General features: G+C 59.9%; 18 protein-coding genes. 7 read left to right on the forward strand and 11 right to left on the reverse strand.

Features of this window, described 5'->3' with window-relative positions:
* Positions 1-73: 73 nt before the first annotated feature.
* The gene (locus ACYQ54_RS26740; RefSeq protein WP_460087877.1) at positions 74-628 is read left to right on the forward strand and encodes a helix-turn-helix transcriptional regulator; all 555 of its coding nucleotides are present in this window, start codon (positions 74-76) and stop codon (positions 626-628) included.
* A 75-nt stretch (positions 629-703) separates the two neighbouring features.
* Here ACYQ54_RS26740 and ACYQ54_RS26745 read toward each other — a convergent pair whose 3' ends face one another.
* The 4 genes from ACYQ54_RS26745 to ACYQ54_RS26760 form a co-directional block, all read right to left on the reverse strand.
* Positions 704-1,855 (reverse strand): ABC transporter permease, encoded by a 1,152-nt coding sequence (locus tag ACYQ54_RS26745; protein WP_460087880.1) that lies wholly within the window; start codon positions 1,853-1,855, stop codon positions 704-706.
* On the reverse strand, positions 1,852-2,775 hold the full coding sequence (locus ACYQ54_RS26750) for an ABC transporter permease (RefSeq protein ID WP_460087882.1): 924 nt from the start codon (positions 2,773-2,775) through the stop codon (positions 1,852-1,854). Before ACYQ54_RS26750 ends, ACYQ54_RS26745 begins: the two co-directional genes overlap by 4 nt.
* 2 nt (positions 2,776-2,777) lie before the next feature.
* The gene (locus ACYQ54_RS26755; protein ID WP_460087884.1) at positions 2,778-3,866 is read right to left on the reverse strand and encodes an ABC transporter ATP-binding protein; all 1,089 of its coding nucleotides are present in this window, start codon (positions 3,864-3,866) and stop codon (positions 2,778-2,780) included.
* Positions 3,867-3,967: 101 nt separating this feature from the next.
* Positions 3,968-5,107, reverse strand: a complete 1,140-nt coding sequence (locus ACYQ54_RS26760; protein WP_460087886.1) for an ABC transporter substrate-binding protein — start codon at positions 5,105-5,107, stop codon at positions 3,968-3,970.
* Positions 5,108-5,367: 260 nt separating this feature from the next.
* On the opposite strand from ACYQ54_RS26760, the gene ACYQ54_RS26765 reads away from it, so the two are divergent.
* Complete coding sequence (locus ACYQ54_RS26765; RefSeq protein WP_460087887.1) at positions 5,368-6,849, forward strand: aminotransferase-like domain-containing protein; 1,482 nt, start codon at positions 5,368-5,370, stop codon at positions 6,847-6,849.
* A 39-nt stretch (positions 6,850-6,888) separates the two neighbouring features.
* On the opposite strand, the gene aptA is transcribed toward ACYQ54_RS26765, so the two are convergent.
* Entirely contained in the window at positions 6,889-8,205 is a 1,317-nt protein-coding gene (gene aptA / locus ACYQ54_RS26770; protein ID WP_460087889.1) for an omega-aminotransferase AptA, read from the reverse strand.
* A gap of 188 nt (positions 8,206-8,393) precedes the next feature.
* On the opposite strand from aptA, the gene ACYQ54_RS26775 reads away from it, so the two are divergent.
* Positions 8,394-9,143, forward strand: coding sequence for an SDR family NAD(P)-dependent oxidoreductase (locus tag ACYQ54_RS26775; RefSeq protein WP_460087891.1), 750 nt, complete (start codon positions 8,394-8,396; stop codon positions 9,141-9,143).
* A 322-nt stretch (positions 9,144-9,465) separates the two neighbouring features.
* Here the strand turns inward: ACYQ54_RS26775 and ACYQ54_RS26780 are convergent, their stop codons facing one another.
* From ACYQ54_RS26780 to ACYQ54_RS26805, 6 genes are all read right to left on the reverse strand, one after another.
* Positions 9,466-10,320, reverse strand: a complete 855-nt coding sequence (locus tag ACYQ54_RS26780) for a fumarylacetoacetate hydrolase family protein (protein ID WP_460087893.1) — start codon at positions 10,318-10,320, stop codon at positions 9,466-9,468.
* Positions 10,321-10,397: 77 nt separating this feature from the next.
* Positions 10,398-11,342, reverse strand: coding sequence for a substrate-binding domain-containing protein (locus ACYQ54_RS26785; protein WP_460087894.1), 945 nt, complete (start codon positions 11,340-11,342; stop codon positions 10,398-10,400).
* Positions 11,343-11,418: 76 nt separating this feature from the next.
* Positions 11,419-12,423, reverse strand: coding sequence for an ABC transporter permease (locus ACYQ54_RS26790; RefSeq protein WP_460087897.1), 1,005 nt, complete (start codon positions 12,421-12,423; stop codon positions 11,419-11,421).
* Positions 12,420-13,946: a sugar ABC transporter ATP-binding protein gene (locus ACYQ54_RS26795; protein WP_460087898.1), complete on the reverse strand. Its 1,527-nt coding sequence runs from the start codon at positions 13,944-13,946 to the stop codon at positions 12,420-12,422. Before ACYQ54_RS26795 ends, ACYQ54_RS26790 begins: the two co-directional genes overlap by 4 nt.
* Before the next feature lie 37 nt (positions 13,947-13,983).
* Positions 13,984-14,733: an SDR family oxidoreductase gene (locus tag ACYQ54_RS26800; protein ID WP_460087901.1), complete on the reverse strand. Its 750-nt coding sequence runs from the start codon at positions 14,731-14,733 to the stop codon at positions 13,984-13,986.
* A gap of 51 nt (positions 14,734-14,784) precedes the next feature.
* The gene (locus ACYQ54_RS26805; RefSeq protein WP_460087903.1) at positions 14,785-16,311 is read right to left on the reverse strand and encodes a UxaA family hydrolase; all 1,527 of its coding nucleotides are present in this window, start codon (positions 16,309-16,311) and stop codon (positions 14,785-14,787) included.
* Between the two features lie 204 nt (positions 16,312-16,515).
* Here ACYQ54_RS26805 and ACYQ54_RS26810 point away from each other — a divergent pair, with 204 nt between their 5' ends.
* From ACYQ54_RS26810 to ACYQ54_RS26825, 4 genes are all read left to right on the forward strand, one after another.
* The gene (locus ACYQ54_RS26810) at positions 16,516-17,229 is read left to right on the forward strand and encodes a GntR family transcriptional regulator (RefSeq protein ID WP_460087906.1); all 714 of its coding nucleotides are present in this window, start codon (positions 16,516-16,518) and stop codon (positions 17,227-17,229) included.
* 84 nt (positions 17,230-17,313) lie between these two features.
* On the forward strand, positions 17,314-18,366 hold the full coding sequence (locus ACYQ54_RS26815) for an aldo/keto reductase (RefSeq protein WP_460087908.1): 1,053 nt from the start codon (positions 17,314-17,316) through the stop codon (positions 18,364-18,366).
* Positions 18,356-18,787 carry an RbsD/FucU family protein gene (locus tag ACYQ54_RS26820; RefSeq protein ID WP_460087911.1) on the forward strand — a complete coding sequence of 144 codons (432 nt, stop codon included), beginning with the start codon at positions 18,356-18,358 and terminating at the stop codon, positions 18,785-18,787. Before ACYQ54_RS26815 ends, ACYQ54_RS26820 begins: the two co-directional genes overlap by 11 nt.
* Positions 18,784-19,617: an amidohydrolase family protein gene (locus tag ACYQ54_RS26825; RefSeq protein WP_460087913.1), complete on the forward strand. Its 834-nt coding sequence runs from the start codon at positions 18,784-18,786 to the stop codon at positions 19,615-19,617. The genes ACYQ54_RS26820 and ACYQ54_RS26825 overlap by 4 nt, the downstream gene beginning before the upstream one ends.
* Positions 19,618-20,196 lie beyond the last annotated feature (579 nt).

Raw genomic sequence — 20,196 nt, forward strand, 5'->3', positions numbered from 1 at the left:
CCCATTGGTAAAACAGGATAGAACTATGCTACTGTCAAACTACGGTGCCAATACCGTAGGAACACGGTGAAACATGGAAGACCTCGATCAACTCGCATTTGAAAATGCGCCCATGGGCCTGGCGCTTACCGAGAACCGGATCATTCGCGCCTGCAACGAAACTTTCGTGGAGATGTTCGGCTTCAACAAGGACCAGCTGATCGGCCAGAGTTTCCGGCTGCTGTACGGCACGGACCAGGAATTTCACCAGATCCGCGATATCGGACTTGAGCCCCTGCGCCGCTCCCTTCCCTATACGGATGAACGGCTGATGCGGCGCTCCGACGGAACGCCGATCTGGTGCCGGTTCCGCGCCCGCACGCTGACACCCGACACGCCGCTGGCCCGGATCGTCTTGAGTTTTGCCCCGATCGACAATGCGGCGGCCGGCCCAAAGCTGACACCGCGCGAGCGCGAGGTGCTGTTGCTTCTCTCCCAAGGGCAAACCAGCAAGGAAATGGGTCGTATTCTCGGGCTTTCACCCAGAACTGTGGAAGACGTACGAGCCCGGCTTCTGAAGAAATTCCAGGTAAAAAGCGTTGCCGTGCTGCTGTCCCGTCTGTCCGGGCAGCCGGCAGTCAAACCGTAGGAGCGCCGCTCGCCATTGTGCCAAGCCACACTTTGTAGCCCTGGTCTCAAGTGCCCTTGTCGAAGCGGCCTTACGTCATTCAGCAGGTTTCAGACCGTTCGGATTGAAAGCACCACCGAAGGGAGACGGGTTTGCCTTGATTGGGGCCTCGGCCGGTGCGGTGGTTGCAGGCGTCTGGTTTTGCTGCTGCGCTTCCATTTTCCGGCGCTGTTCCTCCAGAAGTTCCTGCTGGCGTGCGCGTTTTTCGTCGAGGATCTGCTGTTTGCAGACACCCGCGTCATGGCGTGTGCCCTGGTAGGTGGCCAATCCGGCTATGCCCAGCAGAATCACGAAGATCGTAAGCGGATGAACGAGGGTGCGCAGCGCCGGATTTCCGTAAATGCGGGACCGAGCGGCGGCACCTGTCCGCATCACTTCCTTGCGCCGCATGTGCGCCTCGTGAACCACGGCTCCAATCAGCGTGATGCCGATGATGATGACCGCGAGCGCCGATAGGGAAGGATCGGTTCCGTGCCGGACCTTGGAGGCAAGTGCCGTGGTGAAGGTGTTGCCCGAGAGGATCGTGAAAACGGTCGTGTTGTAGTTTTCGAACGATGCCAGAAAGGTCAGGAACGCCGCAGACCCGATGGCCGGCCACAGGAAGGGTAGCAGGATCTTGCGAAAGGCCTGTCCCGGCGTTGCACCTAGATCAAGCGCGGCTTCTGTCAGGATCGGATCAAAGCGCTGCAGCCGGGCCAGGAATACCAACATTGCATAGGCGGAAATGAACGTTACCTGACCGGCAAGGGTCAGGAACATGCCGCTGTAGAAGATCGAGCCGTAGTCCGCCCCGACTGACCGTCCGAAAGCGCCCCAGAAAACGATGGTCGAGATACCGAGGACCACTCCCGGTATGAGGATCGGCGTGATCAGGACCGTATAGAGGGCCGCCCGAAGACGCGGGCTGAGCTCAGACAGCGCCAACGCCCCTGCAAGGCCGATGGGCACCGCAATGGTAACGACGCTGACGGCAATCACCAGACTGTTGGCAAGCCCGCTCATCAGCCGGTCGTTGGCAAACAGAACGCCGAACCATTCCGTCGTGAAGCATTCCCAGGGTGTGATCCTCGGGAAGGAGGAGGAGTTGAACGCCGTGATCACCATGATGATCAGCGGCCCGAACAGAAAGGTGAAGAAGAGCAGGGAAAAACCTGCCGCGATGGCGCCGCCGCCCGTGCCCCGGTTCATCGGCCGATCTCCCCGATGGAGACCTTGAAGACACGCATCAGCATCATGACGATGGATATGCAGACGATCAGAAGGATGACCGCATAGGCCGAGCCGCGCTGCCAGTTGGCGCTCTCGTTGAACCACTGGTAAATGAGCTGAGTGAACCAGAGGTTTGACGGTCCACCGAGGATCTGCGGCGCGGCCAACGCGCCCGCCGTCAGCATGAACACCATGGTTGCCCCCGAAGCGATGCCCGGTTTGGCGACCGGCAGCACCACCCGCCAATGCACCCGCCACCAGCTTGCGCCCATGTCCCTGGCCGCTTCGATCTGGTTACGGTCAAGTGCCTCGACCGCATTGAAGATCGGGAACACCATCAGGAGAATGTAGGCATAGGTCAGGCCGGAATAGAGCGCGACATCGGCCCGGATGAAATCGACGGGCTGGTCCCATAGCCCCACCGACATGCCAATGCCGTTGATCAGGCCCGTGGAGCCAAACAGGACACGGAAAGCGAAGGCGCGCAGGATCTCGTTGACCCAGAAGGGCACGATCAGGCCGATCACCATCATCCGCGCCGCCACCCCGGTGGCCGAATGAGCCAGGATGAAGGCAATCGGGTAGCACAGCAGAATGTCGATGCAGGTTACGAAGACAGCGGCAATCAGTGTCTTGAGCAGAATGCCGATATCAAGCGTGTTGACCGTGCCGTCATTGCCTTGAAAAAAGTAGGCATAGTTTTCAAGCGTGTAGACATCCTGCGGACCGCCGATATCGGCTGCCGGCAAGTTGAACCGGAACGAATAGTCGAGCATCGCGACCTGCGGCAGGGTGATCAGGCAGATCACCCAGAAGAGAACCGCAACGGCGACGAAGGACGCTGCGCCCAAACCATGTTTGCCGGAAATCGCGCGGAAGACGTTTTGAAGCCCCTTCATTGTCACGCCCCCGCCAACGCGCCCTGCGGCAGAACGATCGCCTGCTCGGGAGTGAAGCCGACCGTGACCGCACCGCCCGACAAATGTTCCGGAGATCCGCCCAGGTTGACCCGGGTCAACCGCAAGGCAACACCGTTTGCTTCCAGAAACACCTGGCGGGAGTTGCCTTCGAACTCTTCCTTCACCCAATTCGCCGTCAGCTGGTTGTGTGAACCACCTTCAAGGCTCAGCTGCTCGGGACGGATGAAAAGGATGCAGTTGTCGCCCGCTTTGTACTGTCGGCCGCCGGCAGCCCGTCCCTGCAACTGGCCGAGCGGCGTTTCCACGGAAACCAGCGCCTCCTTCTGTGCGGCGACCTTGCCCTCGATGGCGTTGGTTTCACCGACGAAGGACGCAACGAAAGACGTCTTCGGACGATTGTAGATCGTCTCCGGCGGATCGACCTGTTCGATCACACCGGCATTCATCACCGCGACCCGGTCGGACATGGTCAGCGCCTCGCCCTGATCATGGGTGATATAGATGAAGGTCAATCCGACGCGCTGCTGGATGGCGCGCAGTTCGGTCCGCATGTGGTGGCGCAGCTTCAGGTCGAGCGCGGACAGCGGCTCGTCGAGCAACAGGATATCGGGTTCAACCGCCAGGGCACGAGCAATGGCCACGCGCTGCCGCTGACCACCGGAAAGCTCGTGTACCTTTTTGTCACCGACGCCGGGAAGCGCGATCATGTCCAGGAGTTCGTCCGCCCGCTTGCGCCGCTCCTTGCGGCCAATGCCCCTGACCTCCAGCGGAAAGGCGATGTTGTCGGCAACGCTCATCAGCGGAAAGAGCGCCAGATTCTGGAAGATCAGGGCGGTCGGCCGCTTGTTCGGTCCGATGCCCTTCATGTCCTGTCCGCCGATCAGGACACGGCCTTCGGACGGGTCGGAGAACCCGGAAATACAGCGTAGCAAGGTGGTCTTGCCGCAGCCGGATGGCCCCAGAAACGAGAAGAATTCGCCACCCTTGATGACGAGATGTGCATTATCGACCGCGGTATAGGCCCCAAAACGAATGGAAACGTGATCCAGAACAATATCTTTTGTGGCCATGGCGCTCTCAGAAGGACGGCGGAAAAGGGAAATAGAAAAAGGAAGCCGGAGGCCGGACGGCATTGCGCCCGGCACCCGCCATTGAGAAAGCCGGAGAGGCCTTAAGCGGACAGGAACTTGTTGGTGTATTCGGTCCGCTTTTCCGAGTACCAGGGAGCTTCCGCCGGCCAGGCGTTGAGCTTGCCCAGCGCTTCGCCCGGATAGGCATCGGCAAAGTTCTTGGCGTAGACTTCGCCGCCGAATTCGGCAGCCCCGATCACCGGTGAATTGTAGCCGTGGGTCTTGATGGCTTCGCCGGCAAGTTCGGCATCGTAAGCCGTCTCGATGAAGGCGTAGATCTGATCGATATTCTTTGCGCCTGTCGGCATGGCAAGGCCGTCGACCCAGGCCATCGCACCTTCTTTCGGCGCCCGGTACATGACCGGCTCACCAGCGGTCTTCAATGCGAGCGGCGGTCCGTCCCAGGTCTGACCGACGATCACGCCCTCGTTCAGCAGGCCGTTCTTCTGGGTGTCGGCATCGTTCCAGATCAGCTTGATATTCGGCTTCTTGGCAATGGCGGCCTCGACGACCTTGGTCCAGACCTCGTCCATCTTTTCCGGGCTTTCGTATGCGGCCCACATGGAGCCCGGCTCCAGTTCGCCGCGGCCTTCCAGGCCAAGACCTAGACCAAGCAGCATGGAGTGTCCGCGGCCCATGGTCTTGCCCGCGTTGGCTTCATCCCAGACATCGTAGTAGCTCGGGAATTCTCCCCCCGGAACGAAGGCATCCGTCCGCCATGCAATGCCTTCCGTCCCCCAGATGTGCGGCAGCCAGAACACGCCCTTGCCGTCGAAATTCCAATGGGTTTCACCAAGCGCCATGGACGGGTTGACCTTGTCGAGCGCCACCTTGGACATGTCAAACGGTTGCAAAAGGCCGAGTTCGGCCCAAAGAAGGTTGCGGTTGACGGTCGGTGAAACGATGTCGAAGCCTTCGCCGTTGGTAGCCTTCAGCTTGTTGATGATCTCTTCGTTGGAGCCGATGCCGGTGAAGTTGATCTTGATACCCGTCTTGTCCGTGAAGCCGTTGACGAAGCTTTCCGGCAGATAGTCCGACCACATCATGATGTTGATTTCACCGGACGAGGCCAGCACGCTGGAGCTGACGATCGCCGGCATGGACAGACCTGCGCCCGCCGCTGCCGCGGTCTTAAGGAATTCGCGCCGCGATGCCGGTGCTCCCTTTTTAAAACTGATCATGACTTCCCCTTCACTGTTGGTCTCACCAAACTGTTCTCGCTCTGGCGCGTTACAGGTCGCATTTTTAAGGAAAGGGTCGCATTGCCCGGACGATCCTGCGCCGCGTTGCAAGAAAGGATATTGCGGTGCAATATTCACCCTTAGAGCCAGAGAGTGAAAACTATGGGGCCAGAGGACTTGACGGGCTTTGCAGATGCGGCAATCAGCTTCAGACTGTTGCTTGCGGGCTAACCGGCACCAGGGAAAATCTGTCAGAATAAATGCTTGCTACCTATTTCGAGACGCCCTTCGATCCGGGCAGACGATTGCAGCACCAGATTCAGGAACGGCTGATCGAGGCTATACTGGATGGCGTGTGGCCTTTGCACGAACCGCTGCCGGCAACCCGCGTCTTTTCCAGTGAGATAAAGGTATCCCGCAACACGGTTGCCATCGTCTATGAGCGGCTGGTTGAAGACGGCTATCTGAAATCTGTCAGCAGGCGCGGATATTTCATCAACGAACGGCACATCCGCGAGCAGTTGAACATCCGGGTGGACGATCACGCCAAGGACATCCTGCCCGCCGCCGAACACCCCTTCGATCCGCAAGCCTTTCTGACCTACAGCTACGCCGCCCAGGAGAATATTTCCAAACCGGTCGACTGGCAGTCCTATCCGTACCCGTTCATCTATGGACAGCTCGCCCCCGACAAGACCTCCGTTGCCCGTTGGCGCGATTGTGTCCGGCTGGCGGGAACCGCACAGCACGCACCAACCTGGATTGGCGATCTGGTCGACCAGGACGACCCGATGCTGGTGGACCAGATCATCCGCCGAATGCTGCCACAGCGGGGCTTCCGTGCCGACCCGGACGAGATCCTGGTGACTGTCGGCGCACAGAACGCCCTCTTTCTGGTGGCACAACTTTTTTGCCGACCCGGCGTCAGAACCGACATGGAAGAGCCCGGGTATGTCGACACGCGCAATATCTTCCAGTCCTTCGGGTCGGAGCTGAAATATCACCCGGTCGATTCAAACGGCATGCGGGTTGGAGACGAACTGAAAGGGGCACGTCTCGTTTACGTGACACCTGGCCATCAGTCCCCCACCAATGTCACCATGTCGATGGAACGACGCTTTCGCTTGCTGGCTCATGCCGAAACGCACGATTTCATCATTCTGGAAGACGACTATGAGCATGAGCTGAATTTCATCGGCTCACAGAAACCGTCCCTGCGCAGTTTCGACCGAACCGGCCGCGTCATTCACGTTGCCAGCCTCTCCAAGGCACTGTTCCCCGGGCTGAGGCTCGGCTTCATTGCGGCGGACAGGCGCATCGTCAAGGAGCTGCGGGCACTCAGGCGACTGATGTACCGGCACCCTTCGGCACTGGATCAGCGGGCAATGGCGATCTTCCTGTCAGAAGGCCATTATGATTCCCACATCCGCCGCCAGCGAAAGATCCTTTCCCAGAAATGGAAGAAGATCTTCAGGTTGATCGAAACGTATCTGCCGACCTGTCAGGCAACAGTCACGACCGGCGGATCCGGTGTCTGGATCAGGCTTCCGGACAGTGTCCGGGCAGCGGAACTGCAATCGAAGTCGGCGCGGCAAGGCATCCTCATCGAGGCGGGAGACGGCCGGTATTTTTCCCCGAACAGCCCGCGAAACCGCATTCGTCTGGGCTTCGGTGCGATTGCCGAGGAAAAGATGGAACCCGGCATCAGGCTGCTCGGCCAGGTTCTGGCGGACTGCGGGTAGCAATCCCGGCTCGAGGCCGGGCAGCCAGTCACTGACGGCTCAAAGATCCGCCTTGCCAAGGACCTTCTGGAGGATATCGACCATCATCGACAGGTCGTCTTCGGACGTGGTGAGTGCCGGTGCAAAGATGAGAGCATCGCCGGTTGCCTTCACGTGCAGGCCTTCATCGAACAGTTTCCGCTGCACCAGAGATCCCTTCGCTCCCGGCGTTTCGCCCGGCGTCAGCTGAATGCCGGCCATCATGCCATGACCGCGCAGATCATACACATGGGGCAAATTGCGCAGGCTGAACACGCCGTCCAGGAAAGTGGACGAGAGGCTCGCCGCCCGCTCGAAAAGACCTTCGGCCTTGTAGATGCCAAGCGTCGCCAAGGCCGCGGCGCAGGCAACCGGGTGGGCAGAATAGGTGTAGCCGTGCATCAGTTCCGGTCGATCCGCGGTGATGGAGTCGATGACGGCTTTCTGAATTTCCGTCTTCACCGCCACGGCGCTCATGGGAATAGCGCCGTTGGTGATGGCCTTTGCCATGGTCATGACGTCCGGGGTGACACCGAATTCCTGTGCCGCGAAGGCTGAGCCTGTCCGGCCGAAGCCGGTGATGACTTCATCGAACACCAGCAGAATACCGTATTTGTCGGCAATCTCGCGCAGCTTCTGCAGATAGCCGACGGGGGGCACGATGGTGCCGATGGACCCGGCAATCGGTTCGACGAAAACCGCTGCAATCGTCTCCCCGCCATAGGTCTTGCAAATCTCTTCCAGATCCTCCGCGAACCAGGCGCCATCTTGCGGCTGCCCCTTCGTGAAACGCTGATCCTCGTTCCATGTATGGCGCATATGAACGACGTCGCAGGTAACGCCTGAAAAATCCCGCCGGTTATTGACCATACCCGCCAGCGACGTGCCACCGAGATTGACCCCGTGATAGGCCCAGGCTCGCGAGACAAAGCGCGTGCGCTGCGGATCGCCCTTGGCCTTGTGATAAGCAAGGCAGATCTTGATGGCGGAATCGACCGCTTCAGAGCCGGACGACCCGAAGAAGATGCGGTCCAGTCCTTCCGGCAGAATCCCGCTCAACACCTCGGCAAGTTCGAAGGAGATTGGCGCCGCCCGCTGGAAGTGCGGTGAATAATCCAGAACCTGAAGCTGCTTGTAGACGGCCTCAGCAATTTCCTTGCGCCCGTGACCGGCTGCGCAGGTGAACAGACCCGAAGACCCGTCCAGAAGTTCCCGGCCTTCCGGCGTCCAGTAACGCACGCCTTCCGCCCGCGCAAACATCTGCGGTTCCTTGTGGAAGAGGCGGTTATTGGTGAACGGCAGCCAGTGGTGATCCATGTTGATCGGCATCTGGGTCATGGCGCAAGGTCCTTGAAATCGAAGCAATGCCATCACTCCTAGGACCAGTGGCAGGGCTGCCGTAGAGCCAGCGCTTGAATTCATAGGAGCCAGGGCCCCCAAGACGTGCTTTTAACATTGTGCTGGCGGACCGGCTGCCTAAGGTCCGGTCAAGCGACTGTTGCAGACACCTTCGGAAAGGCAGGCTCATGAGCGGCACAATCCTCATCACCGGAACGACCTCCGGCTTCGGTCAGGCCATGGCACGGCTGTTCGTGCAAAACGGCTGGAAGGTTATCGGCACCGGCCGGCGCGCGGACCGGCTGGAAAAGCTGAAGATGGATCTGGGGGACGCCTTTCATCCACTTGCCTTCGACGTCATGGACGAAGCTGCTACCACGGCAGCGCTTGCAGGCCTGCCAGTGGCGTTTCAGGAGATCGATATCCTCGTCAACAACGCCGGTCTTGCGCTCGGTACGGCCTCGGCACCGGCGACGAGGCTCTCCGACTGGAAGACCATGATCGACACAAACATCACCGGTCTCGTCACTATCACAGATCAGCTTCTGCCCAAGCTGATCGAGCGAAAGGGCGTGGTCGTCAACATATCCTCCATTGCCGCCAACTGGCCCTATCCGGGTGGAAACGTCTACGCGGCAACGAAAGCCTTCCTGCGCCAGTTCTCCTTGGGACTCAGGTCCGACCTGCATGGCAAGGGTGTTCGGGTCACCTCCATTGAACCCGGCCTTTGCGAGAGCGAATTCACGTTGGTTCGCACCGGCGGCAATCAGGAAAGCTATGACGCGCTTTACGGCGGCGCCAACGCGATCCAACCGGAAGACATCGCAAACACGGTCTACTGGATTGCGACACAACCGCCGCATCTCAACATCAATTCGCTGGAGCTCATGCCCGTCAGCCAGTCCTGGGCCGGTTGGCAGATCGCACGGGAGGGCTGAGGTGAACGGGTGGCGGCGCTGCTCGTCCACGGACAAAGCGGATTTCTATCAATCTGTCCTCATGCGCCTTGCCATCCCTGCGAAGGCAGGGTTCCAGTAATCGCATGAAGTCGTATCTGCCCCTCACCAGCACCACAGCATACTGGGTCCCGGTCTTGTCGCTGACGCGACAAACCGGGACGACAAGCTGGAGATGCAACGCGCGCTAAACCGGCCTGCATGATCTTTCACGGTTCACGCGCACCTCCCTTCCCCAAAAACGTCAACGGCCGAACGCGTCTCCGCGTCCGGCCGTAATTGTTCAGGCAATGTCCTTAAGTGATCAGGCCTTGGTCACCTTCTGGGTCTGGCTGCCCAGTTTGTCGATGCCCAGTGTCATGACTTCACCACCCTTCAGGTAGACCGGCGGCTTCTGGCCCATACCGACCCCGGGAGGCGTGCCGGTGGAGATGACGTCACCCGGCTGGAGGCTCATGAAGCGGCTGAGATAGGAGATCAGGAACGGGACGCGGTAGACCATGGTCTTGGTGGAGCCGTTCTGGTAGCGTTTGCCGTCGACTTCCAGCCACATGCCCAGATCGTCGAAGTTGCCGACTTCATCCGGTGTTACAAGCCAGGGGCCGATTGGGCCGAAGGTATCGCAGCCCTTGCCCTTGTCCCAGGTGCCGGAGCGCTCGATCTGGTATTCGCGTTCGGACACGTCGTTGATCACGCAGAACCCCGCGACGTGGCTCATCGCGTCAGCTTCCTCGATATAGGCGCCGCCCTTGCCGATCACGACGCCAAGCTCAACTTCCCAGTCGGTCTTCTGAGATCCGCGCGGGATCCTGACGTCGTCATCCGGGCCGATGATGGCGGATGTCCACTTGTTGAAGACCACCGGTTCCGGCGGCACATCCATGCCGGATTCGGCGGCGTGGTCGGCATAGTTGAGGCCGATGCAGATGAACTTGCCGATGTTGCCGACACAAGGTCCGACACGCAGGTCCTGCTGCGGAGCACCGTCGACCAGTGGCAGCGAAGTGACGTCGAGCCCCTGCAGGCGCTGAATGCTATCGGGCAGGAGAGCATCGCCGGCGATATCCGAAACAACGGAAGAGAGATCGCGAACACGGTTGTCGGCATCAAGAACACCGGGTTTTTCCTGTCCCGGCGCGCCATATCTCAGCAATTTCATAAAGGATCGTCCTTGCATGGTTGGAGCCCGGTCACGTATGCGACCGGGCTCGATGGGTTTGGTTACGACAAAATCAATCAGTCGTACAAGACAGCAGCGATCTTCGGATCGTCAATGTTGGACTTGTCGTAGTAGTAGAAGCCGGTGTCGATATGAGCCGGAACGTCCTTGCCCTGCGATGCCTCGAGCGCGGCTTTGACGGTCTCATAGCCGATACCGACCGGGTTCTGGGTGATCGCACCGGCCATGACGCCATTGCGGATCGCGTCCTTTTGGGCCTTGCCGCTGTCATAGCCGATGATGACCACGTCGGACTTGCCCATTTCGGAGACACCATTGACGACACCCAGGGCCGAGCCTTCATTGGCACCGAAGATGCCCTTCAGGTCCGGATTGGCCGTCAGGATGGCCTTGGTGAGTTCGGTCGACTTCAGATGGTCGCCACCACCATACTGAACGGTCACCACTTCGATGTCCGGATGCTTCGCCTTCATCTGGTTGACGAAACCGTCAACACGGTCGATGCCCGTCCGGCTGGTCTGGTCATGTGCCACAACAGCCACCTTGCCGGAACCGCCGATCAGATCAGCCATCTTGTCGGCAGCCAGAGCAGCGGCCGCGACGTTGTCGGTGGATGCCGTCGACACCGGGATGTCGCTGTCGACACCGCTGTCGAATGCAATGACCGGGATGCCCTTTTCCTGAGCCTGCTTCAACAGCGGAATGGCTGCCTGGCTGTCGAGCGCTGCAAAACCGATTGCCGTCGGGTTCTTGGCAAGGGCAGCTGCCAGCATGTCGATCTGGCGGTCGACCATGGTTTCGTTATCCGGTCCTTCGAAGGTGATGGTGACGCCCAGCTCCGAGGCAGCCTGGTCGGCACCGGCCTTCACGGCCTGCCAGAACTGGTGCTGGAAGCCCTTGGAGATCAGCGGAATGTAGGTTTCCTGGGCGAAGGCAAAGTTCCCGGAAAGCATCAGAGCGGCGGCGCTTGCGGCTCCGATTAGGGTACGTCTGTTCAGCATATTCCTCTCCTGTGGTTGGGACGGACGGAAGGTCCGTTGGTCGGGGTGTGATCACCCTCTTGTGTGTTGAAGAAACTCAGGCTTTTCGCCTGCGCACCATGTCCGCGTAAACGGCCAGGATGATGATTGCGCCGGTCACCACCGTCTGCCACTCCTGGGCGACAGACAGGACCCGCAAACCGTTGGTCAGGACGGCCATGATCAGAGCTCCGATCAAGGTGCCGAGAACCGTGCCACGTCCGCCTGAAAGCGATGTGCCACCGATGACGACGGCCGCGATGGCTTCCAGTTCGTACCCGAGGCCGAGTGCCGGCTGGGCGGAGTTGAGGCGGGAAGCGATCAGGATGCCGGCGATGCCGCAGATCGCCCCGGCCAGCGCATAGACCGACATTTTCCAGAAGTCGGTGTTGACGCCGGAAAGGCGAACCGCCTCTTCGTTGGAGCCCAGCGCGAAGGTGTATCGGCCAAGCACGGTGCGGCCGAGAACGTAAGACGCGGCTCCGGCAACCAGGAACAGGATCAGAACCCCGTTCGGGATCGGCAGGGCCGGAAAGACATCGCCGATCAGCGAGCCGCGGGAGATCAGGTCAAAACCCGGCGTGTCGTTGAAATAGATCGGCCGGGTTCCGGAAATCACCAGAGACAGGCCTTTCAGGATCAGCATCATGCCGAGGGTCGCAATGAAGGGGGGGATCTTCATCTTGGCAATGAAGGTGCCCGAGCACAGGCCACAAAGCGCACCTGTTGCAATGGCGGCAATCACACCAAGCGGCAAGGGCATGCCAAGATTGGTCAGCACTACACCCGCGATCACCGCGCAGAAAGTCATCAACGTTCCGACGGACAGATCAATCCCGCCGGTGATGATCACGAGTGTCGCGGCAACCGCCAGCACGCCGTTTACCGAGGTTGCCTGCAGGATCGCGATCATGTTCGAGGTTTGCATGAAGTTGGGCGACGCGATCGAGAAACCGATCAGCAAAAGGACCAGACTGGCGAAGGCCAGCAGTTTCTGGTGTGCCCCTGTCTCGATCAGACGCGCGACAAGCGACGGCGAGGAGGTCGGGTTGACGACGGTCATTGCTGGTATCCTTCTGGCTGCATGGATGGCGCCCGAAGCGTCGCCAGATGCATGATGTCTTCCTGAGTGGTGGTTTCTCCACCCGGCAGGATGCCGGTCAGCCTGCCTTCGCACATGACGGCAATGCGATGGCTGAGCCGCATGATTTCCGGCAATTCCGAGGAGATCACGATGATCGCCCTGCCTTCGTTCGCCAGTGCTTTCAAAAGCTTGTAGATTTCCGCCTTGGCGCCGACGTCGATACCGCGGGTCGGCTCATCGAAGATCAGGATGTCGCAATCCCGGTAGAGCCACTTGGCGATGACGACCTTCTGCTGGTTGCCGCCGGAGAGCAGCCGGACCTCCTGCCGGTCGGACGGTGTGCGGATTTCCAGCTTGGCGATGTAGTCCTGCGCGGTCTTGCGCATGGCGTCCTCGCTGAGGACGCCGAACCGGGTGGAGAAGCGGTCGAGACTTGCCAGCGCCACATTGGTGCGAACGTCCATTCCGGTAGCTAGGCCAAAATGCTTGCGGTCCTCGGACAGATATCCGATCCCCGCCTTCACCGCGTCGGACGGTTTTGAAATCGAGCGGGGTCTGCCGTGAACCCGGATTTCCCCGCTGTCGCGCGGATCGGCCCCGAAAATGGCACGTGCCACTTCTGTTCGCCCGGCCCCCATCAGGCCGGCGAAGCCCAGAATTTCGCCTTTCTTGACAGAAAAGCTGACATCCCGGATTTCACGGCCCCGGTTCAGTCCGCGCACATCCAGCACGGTCTCCGCATCGGACAGATCGGGGATGACGATAGCCTCGCTGGTCACCTCCCGGCCGACCATCATGGAAATGATCTTGGAAACAGGCGTTTCCGCCGCATCGACCGTTCCGACATAGGCGCCATCGCGCATGACCGTCACCCGGTCGGCGATCTGCTTCAGCTCGTCCATCTTGTGGCTGATATAGATGATGCCGACGCCATCGGCCTTCAGGCGGCGGATAATGGTGAAGAGTTCGGCGATTTCCGCATCGTTGAGGGCAGCAGTTGGCTCATCCATGATGAGGACGCGCGAGCGGTAGGAAAGTGCCTTGGCAATCTCCACCATCTGCTGGCGCGCGATGGTCAGTTCACCGACGATCGTCTTCGGGTTCATCTTCAGGTTCATGGACTTGAAGATCTCGACCGCCTTGGCGTTGAGTCCCGCTTCATCCAGGCGGCCGAAACGCAACCGCGGCTCCCGGCCGATGAAGATGTTCTGCGCGACCGTCAGATCATTCATCAGGCTGAGTTCCTGGTGAATGATGCCGATGCCCAGCGCCTGTGCGGCTCGTGGCCCGTCGATCTCAACCGACTGGCCGTTGACCAGCAATTCGCCGCCGTCTCGTGGATAGATGCCCGACAGGATTTTCATCAACGTCGATTTGCCGGCGCCGTTCTCTCCCATCAGGGCGTGCACTTCGCCACTGTTCAGGTCGAAGCTGACATTTTTGAGGGCATGCACACCGGGGAAGCGTTTCTCGATCCCCGTCATCCTCACCAGATTTGTCATGGCGCGATCCTCCCAAACCGCGACGAAGGGGTCACCGTCAGATGGTGACACCTCCGTCGACCAGAAGTGCCTGCCCCGAAACGAACCGGCTTTCGTCGGACAGCAGATAGACGACCATCGGTGTCATGTCGTCGACGGTTGCAAGACGGCCCATGGGCTGCCGGGCAATGAAATTCTTTTCCGCTTCCACCGGGTCCGGCGCGGAGGCAATCCGGCCGCGCAAGGATGGGGTGTCGACGGTTCCCGGGCACAGCGCGTTGCAACGGATGCCTTCCTTGACGAAATCCGCGGCAACGCCTTTGGTCAGACCAATGACGGCCGCCTTGGTAGCGCCGTAGGCGGTGCGCATCGGAAAGCCCTTGATGGACGACGCCATAGACGACATGTTCAGGATTGACGCCGTGCCGGTGGCCTTGGCACGCTCGCGCATTCCCGGCAGGAAAGCCTGGGTCATCCGGTACATGGAAGTGACGTTCAGCTCGAAACTGAAGGCCCAGTCGTCCTCGGTGATATCGAGAACCGAGCCGTTGTGAACAAACCCTGCGCAGTTGAAGAGACCATCGAGCGCGGGCAGTCGAGCAGCCAGGGCATCAACGGCCGCACGGTCGCAAACATCCAGTTTGTGAATCTCGATACCGGGGCACTCGCCTGGGAGTGTCGACAGCGTATCCTCGTTGATGTCCGCGGCATAAACTTTTGCGCCTTCCCTGGCGCAGGCAATCGCGCTTGCGCGGCCAATGCCCTGCCCGGCCGCTGTCACCAAAATTGTCTTTTCTCTCAAGCGCACTGAAAACCTCCCGAAAGCCTGCGCGTTGTCATCACGTCGTGCCGGATGCGGCTACATCACCGCACCGATCTGCCACGGCACGAATTCCACACCGCCAAAGCCGAGTTCTTCGCTTTTCGATTGTTTCCCGGATGCAACGGCAATGATCATTTCGAAGATCTCCTCGCCCTTGGCATCCAGGCTGACGTTGTCCGAAATGATGTCACCGCAATTGATGTCCATGTCTTCCGACATGCGGCCATACATCTCGCTGTTGGTGGCGAGTTTGATGCAGGGGGTCGGCATGTAACCGGAAACGGAACCGCGCCCCGTCGTGAAGACGATGATGTTTGCGCCCGAAGCGATCTGCCCGGTCACCGAGCACGGATCGAAGCCGGGGCTATCCATGAAGACGAAGCCCTTCTTGTCGATGGGCTCGCCGAACTTGTAGACGTCAACCAGGGGTGCCGATCCGCCCTTGGCGGCCGCACCGAGCGACTTTTCGAGAATCGTCGTCAACCCGCCGCGCTTGTTGCCGGGGGACGGATTGTTGTCCATCTCGCCGCCATTGCGGGCGGTGTAGTCTTCCCACCAGCGAACCCGCTCGATCAGCTTCTCGCCGACATCGACCGAAACCGCGCGCCGGGTCAGAAGATGTTCGGCTCCATAGATCTCGGAGGTCTCGGACAGGATCGTGGTGCCGCCATGGCGGACCAGAAGATCGGACGCTATCCCGAGCGCCGGATTTGCGGTGATGCCGGAATACCCGTCCGAGCCGCCACACTGCATGCCAACGGTGATCTCCGAGACAGGTACAGGTGTTCGCTCGGCCTTGTTTGCAAGTTCGGCGAGTGCCCGGAGCTCCTTGAGCCCCGCCTCGATCGTCTTGCGCGTCCCGCCTGTCTGCTGGATCGTCATATACCGCAGATCGCCATCCGGCCGGATCTTGCGGTCGCCGATCAGGTCGGCAATCTGCATGACTTCACAGCCGAGACCGATCAGGAGGATGGCTGCAAAATTCGGATGCTGGGCATAGCCGGACAGTGTCCGGAACAGCGTCGCATAACCTTCGTCCTTGCCTGACATGCCACAGCCGGTGCCGTGCACGATGGGAACGATGCCATCGACATTCGGGAACTCGTCCAGCAGCCCGGACCTTTCAGCAGCTTCCGCAATGAACTTCGCAACGGATCCTGAGCAGTTCACCGACGTCAGGATGCCGATGTAGTTGCGCGTACCGGCGCGCCCTGTCTGACGGCGGTAGCCGAGAAACGTGCGTTCTTCCGTTGCCGGCTCAAGCGGAATGGAAGCTTCGGCGTGCTGATAGTCCTGGCTGTGATCGCCCATGCCGAGATTATGGACATGCACATGCTCGCCCGGACCGATATCCGCCTTTGCCTGACCGATGATCTGACCGTAACGAATGACGTTTTCGCCAGTTGAGATCGGCTTGCGGGCAATCTTGTGACCGCGCATGACCTGCCCGGGCAACGGACCGTCGACATGGGCAACGCTGGCGCCGGCCGCAATGTCCTGAAGGGCGATGACGACGTTGTCATCGGCATTCAGGAGGATTGAATTGGCATGAGGCTGCAACACGTCTTTCTCCCCGTTACGGCCGAAACGGTTGACCCACCTGCCATCAGAAATGACAACAGATCCCTCAACCTTTTGACAAAAATCAGCTTTTCATCTCCATTCGAAATTCTTCGCGGGAGCGCCGATCCGGCCGGTGTTTCTTCACGATTAGCTTGACACGACAACTGTGTCAACTAACATGTTAGCATTCTAATCGAGTTAGCAATGTCCCTGACCAACGAACAAGATTTTCCCGAGATCACCCTGCCCGACATCGGCAAACTGTCCGGTTCGCTGGCACAACGTGTCTACGAGGCGCTGCGCTCGGCGATCCTGGCCATGGATCTTCCACCGGGAACGCCGCTCAAGAAGCAGGTGATCTGTGAGCAGCTTGGCGTGTCCCGCTCACCTGTGACGGAAGCGATCACCCGGCTGGCCGGCGAAGGCCTGGTGGAGGTCATTCCCCAGTCAGGTTCGCGCGTCACCAAGTTTTCCATGTCGGAAATTCGCGAGGGTGCCTTCCTGCGGGAAGCCATCGAACTGGCGGCAGTCTCCAAGGTGGCCGCAGAGCGCACCGACGAGCAGCTTTCGGAACTGAACCGCAATCTGCGTCTGCAGGCCCTTTGCCTGGAAGATCACGACGAGACCGGTTTCTATCGGGAAGACGAGCGTATGCACGAGCTTATCTTCTCTTTCACCGGCTATCCGAAACTCAACACCCTGGCCAACACCGGCTGGGTTCAGGTGAACCGGGCGCGGCAATTGCTGCTGCCCATGCGAGGCCGCGCCTTTGAAGCCTATGACGAGCACCGGCTTATCGTGGAAGCGATTCGCGACCGCAATCCGGAGCAGGCGCGCCAGGCCATGCAGAAACACCTGAGCGAACTTGTCACGCGCCTGGAACCGCTCGCCGAGACCAGGTCGGATCTGTTCGACTGATACCCGGCCAATCGGCCTGAACCCAGACCGCAGTTCATGCGGCACCCGTTCACTTTGAACATGGGAAACGTCCAGAGGAAACACATGACTGCTTTGAAAACGCAGCGGCTGAACGGCAGAACCGCACGCCCGATCAACCTGACGGAGATGGGTTTCGGCGGAGCACCGCTTGGCAATCTCTATCGCAAGGTTTCGGAAGAGGACGCCCAGGCGGCCCTTCAGGCAGCCTATGACAACGGCATCCGCTACTTCGACACGGCGCCGCAATATGGTCTCGGCCGTTCGGAAATGCGCTTCGGTGCCGCAATCAAGCGCTTCGGCCGAGCAAACATCCAGCTTTCCACCAAGATCGGCCGCCTGTTGCTCGATTGCGAGCCGGAAGAGGTAACGCCGGAAGCCTTTGTCGATGTGCCGCAGAAGCGGATTGTCTTCGACTACAGCTACGACGGCGTCATGCGCAGTTACGAAGCAAGCCGGCAACGGCTGGAGGTCGCAAATGCCGACATCCTTTTCGTGCACGATGTCTGTGCCTTTTCGCAAGGGTCCCAGGAAGCGAGCGATGCACGTGTGCGTGAACTCTTCGACCTTGGTGGCTACAAGGCGCTCACCGAACTGAAAGACGCGGGCGAAGTCGCTGCCATCGGCGCGGGGGTCAACGAATGGCAAGTGTGCCAGAAGCTGCTGGGCCTTGCCGATTTCGACTGCTTCCTGCTGGCCGGGCGCTACACGCTTCTGGAGCAGGACGCTCTTGAGAGCTTCCTGCCGCTTTGCGAACAGCGCGATGTCGGCATCATTCTGGGCGGGCCTTATAATTCCGGCATCCTGGCAACCGGAGCCGTTCCCGGTGCCAAGTACAACTATGCCGATGCGCCGGAGGATATCCTGGAGCGCGTGCGCAAGATCGAGGATGTCTGCCGCAGCCATTCCGTGCCGCTGATCGCAGCCGCCCTGCAATTCGTTCTTGGGCATCCGAGCGTGAAAACCGTCATCCCCGGAGCAGTGAACGCCGCCGAGGTGGAGGCCAACATTGCGCTTCTACAGACCGATATTCCAGCAGCGCTCTGGTCGGATCTCAGGTCCGCAAAACTGATCCGTCCCGATGCCCCCTTGCCGAGCGAGACCAACCATGTTGCGTAACCTGCCACCGATCCTGAGCCCTTCGCTACTTTATGCCCTCAGGGCCATGGGCCACGGCGACGAGATTGCCATTGTAGATGCCAATTTTCCCGCAGAAAGCTCCGGCCCGGATTGCGTTCGCCTCGACGGCATATCGGCAACCGATACTCTGAAGGCAATCCTGTCGGTGATGCCGCTCGACACTTTCGTTCCAGCGCCCGCCAGGACGATGCAGGTGGTCGGGGATCCGGATGCTGTGCCGGAGATCGTCGCCGAGTTTCAGACAATCATTGATGGAACCGCCGACAAACCTGCGCGGATTGCAACGCTGGAGCGGCACGCCTTCTATGAAGCGGCAAGCAGTGCCTTCGCCGTCGTCCAGACAGGCGAGACCCGTCTTTACGGCAATATCATTCTGACCAAAGGTATCATTGAGCCATGAAACTGGATGCACACCAGCATTTCTGGGCCCTTGAGCGCGGCGACTATGGCTGGCTGACACCGGAGCTCGAACCGATCTATCGCGATTTCAGGCCCGGCGACCTCAGACCGTATCTTGACCGGTTCGGGATTGAGGGCACGATCCTGGTCCAGGCCGCTCCGACTGTCGCTGAAACCCGCTACATGCTGAGCCTGGCCGATGAGAACGACTTCATCAGGGGTGTGGTCGGCTGGGTTGATTTCGAGGCTGCGGAAGCGTCGGACCTGATTGCCAATCTGGCGGGCAACCCGAAGCTGGTCGGGCTGAGGCCGATGATCCAGGATATCGAAGATCCGGACTGGATGCTCCGCCCGGACCTTGTGTCCGCATTTGAAGCGCTGATCGAGCATGATCTCGTTTTCGATGCCCTCACCCTGCCACAGCATCTGGCGAACCTCCTGAAAATCGCAGAGCGTCATCCCGGCATGCGCATCGTCGTCGATCATGGCTCCAAACCGCATATCGCGGATGGCCGGATGACCGGCTGGGCAGAGGACATGGCCGCCATTGCACGGGACACCCCGGCCTACTGCAAACTTTCCGGTCTTGTCACGGAAGCAGGCGGCAACTGGACTACGGAAACCTTGCGCCCATATGTGGAGCACTTGCTGGACACTTTCGGTCCGGACCGCCTGATCTGGGGCAGCGACTGGCCGGTCTGCACCCTCGCCTGCTCCTATGAGGATTGGATCGGGATCACCTATGACTTGCTGAGGGACCTTGGTGACGCGGAACGGCGGGCTGTTCTCGGAGGCAATGCCGAGCGGGTTTATTTGAGCAAGTCCGCTTGAAACTGCCCTTCATCCTGAGGAAACGTGCGAGCGCTGTCTTGAAGGAGGGCCGCTTGCTTTGAGTATGCCCACCCACCCTTCGAGACGGTCGTGATGAACCTCCTCTGAAAGCGGATGAGAGTTATTGAGTCGGGAGCCATCCGTTGCGGTACGGCTGATACCGCCACCCGGCCAGTCCGCTGACTGACTTCCGACACCTTGCTACGGCGTCGCCCCGGATAAGCGAAGCGCAGATCCAGGGCCTATTCTCAATGCCGCTTGCTCAAGCCAGCGTCTTTTTAAAAGTGATTGTCGTTCGCCCACCCTCTGGAAACGACTGGCCCCGGGGCTGCCTTCGGTCGCCCCGGGGTGACATCAAAGTCTGGTGCCGTCGTTCGGTATCATGCAGCTGCCGGTGACCGACCAAGTGCTCTAAACCCGCCGCCCAGGCGTGAGGCCGTTGACCTTCTCGATGATAGAGGCGGCATCGATGCCGAAGTGGCGGTAGAGGTCGCCTATCGTACCGGTCTGGCCAAAATGTTCGACGCCGAGCGGGATGGTCTGGTGCCCGGCGACACCGCCAAGCCAGGCGAGCGTTGC

It is taken from the genome of Roseibium sp. LAB1 (genome assembly GCF_054658235.1).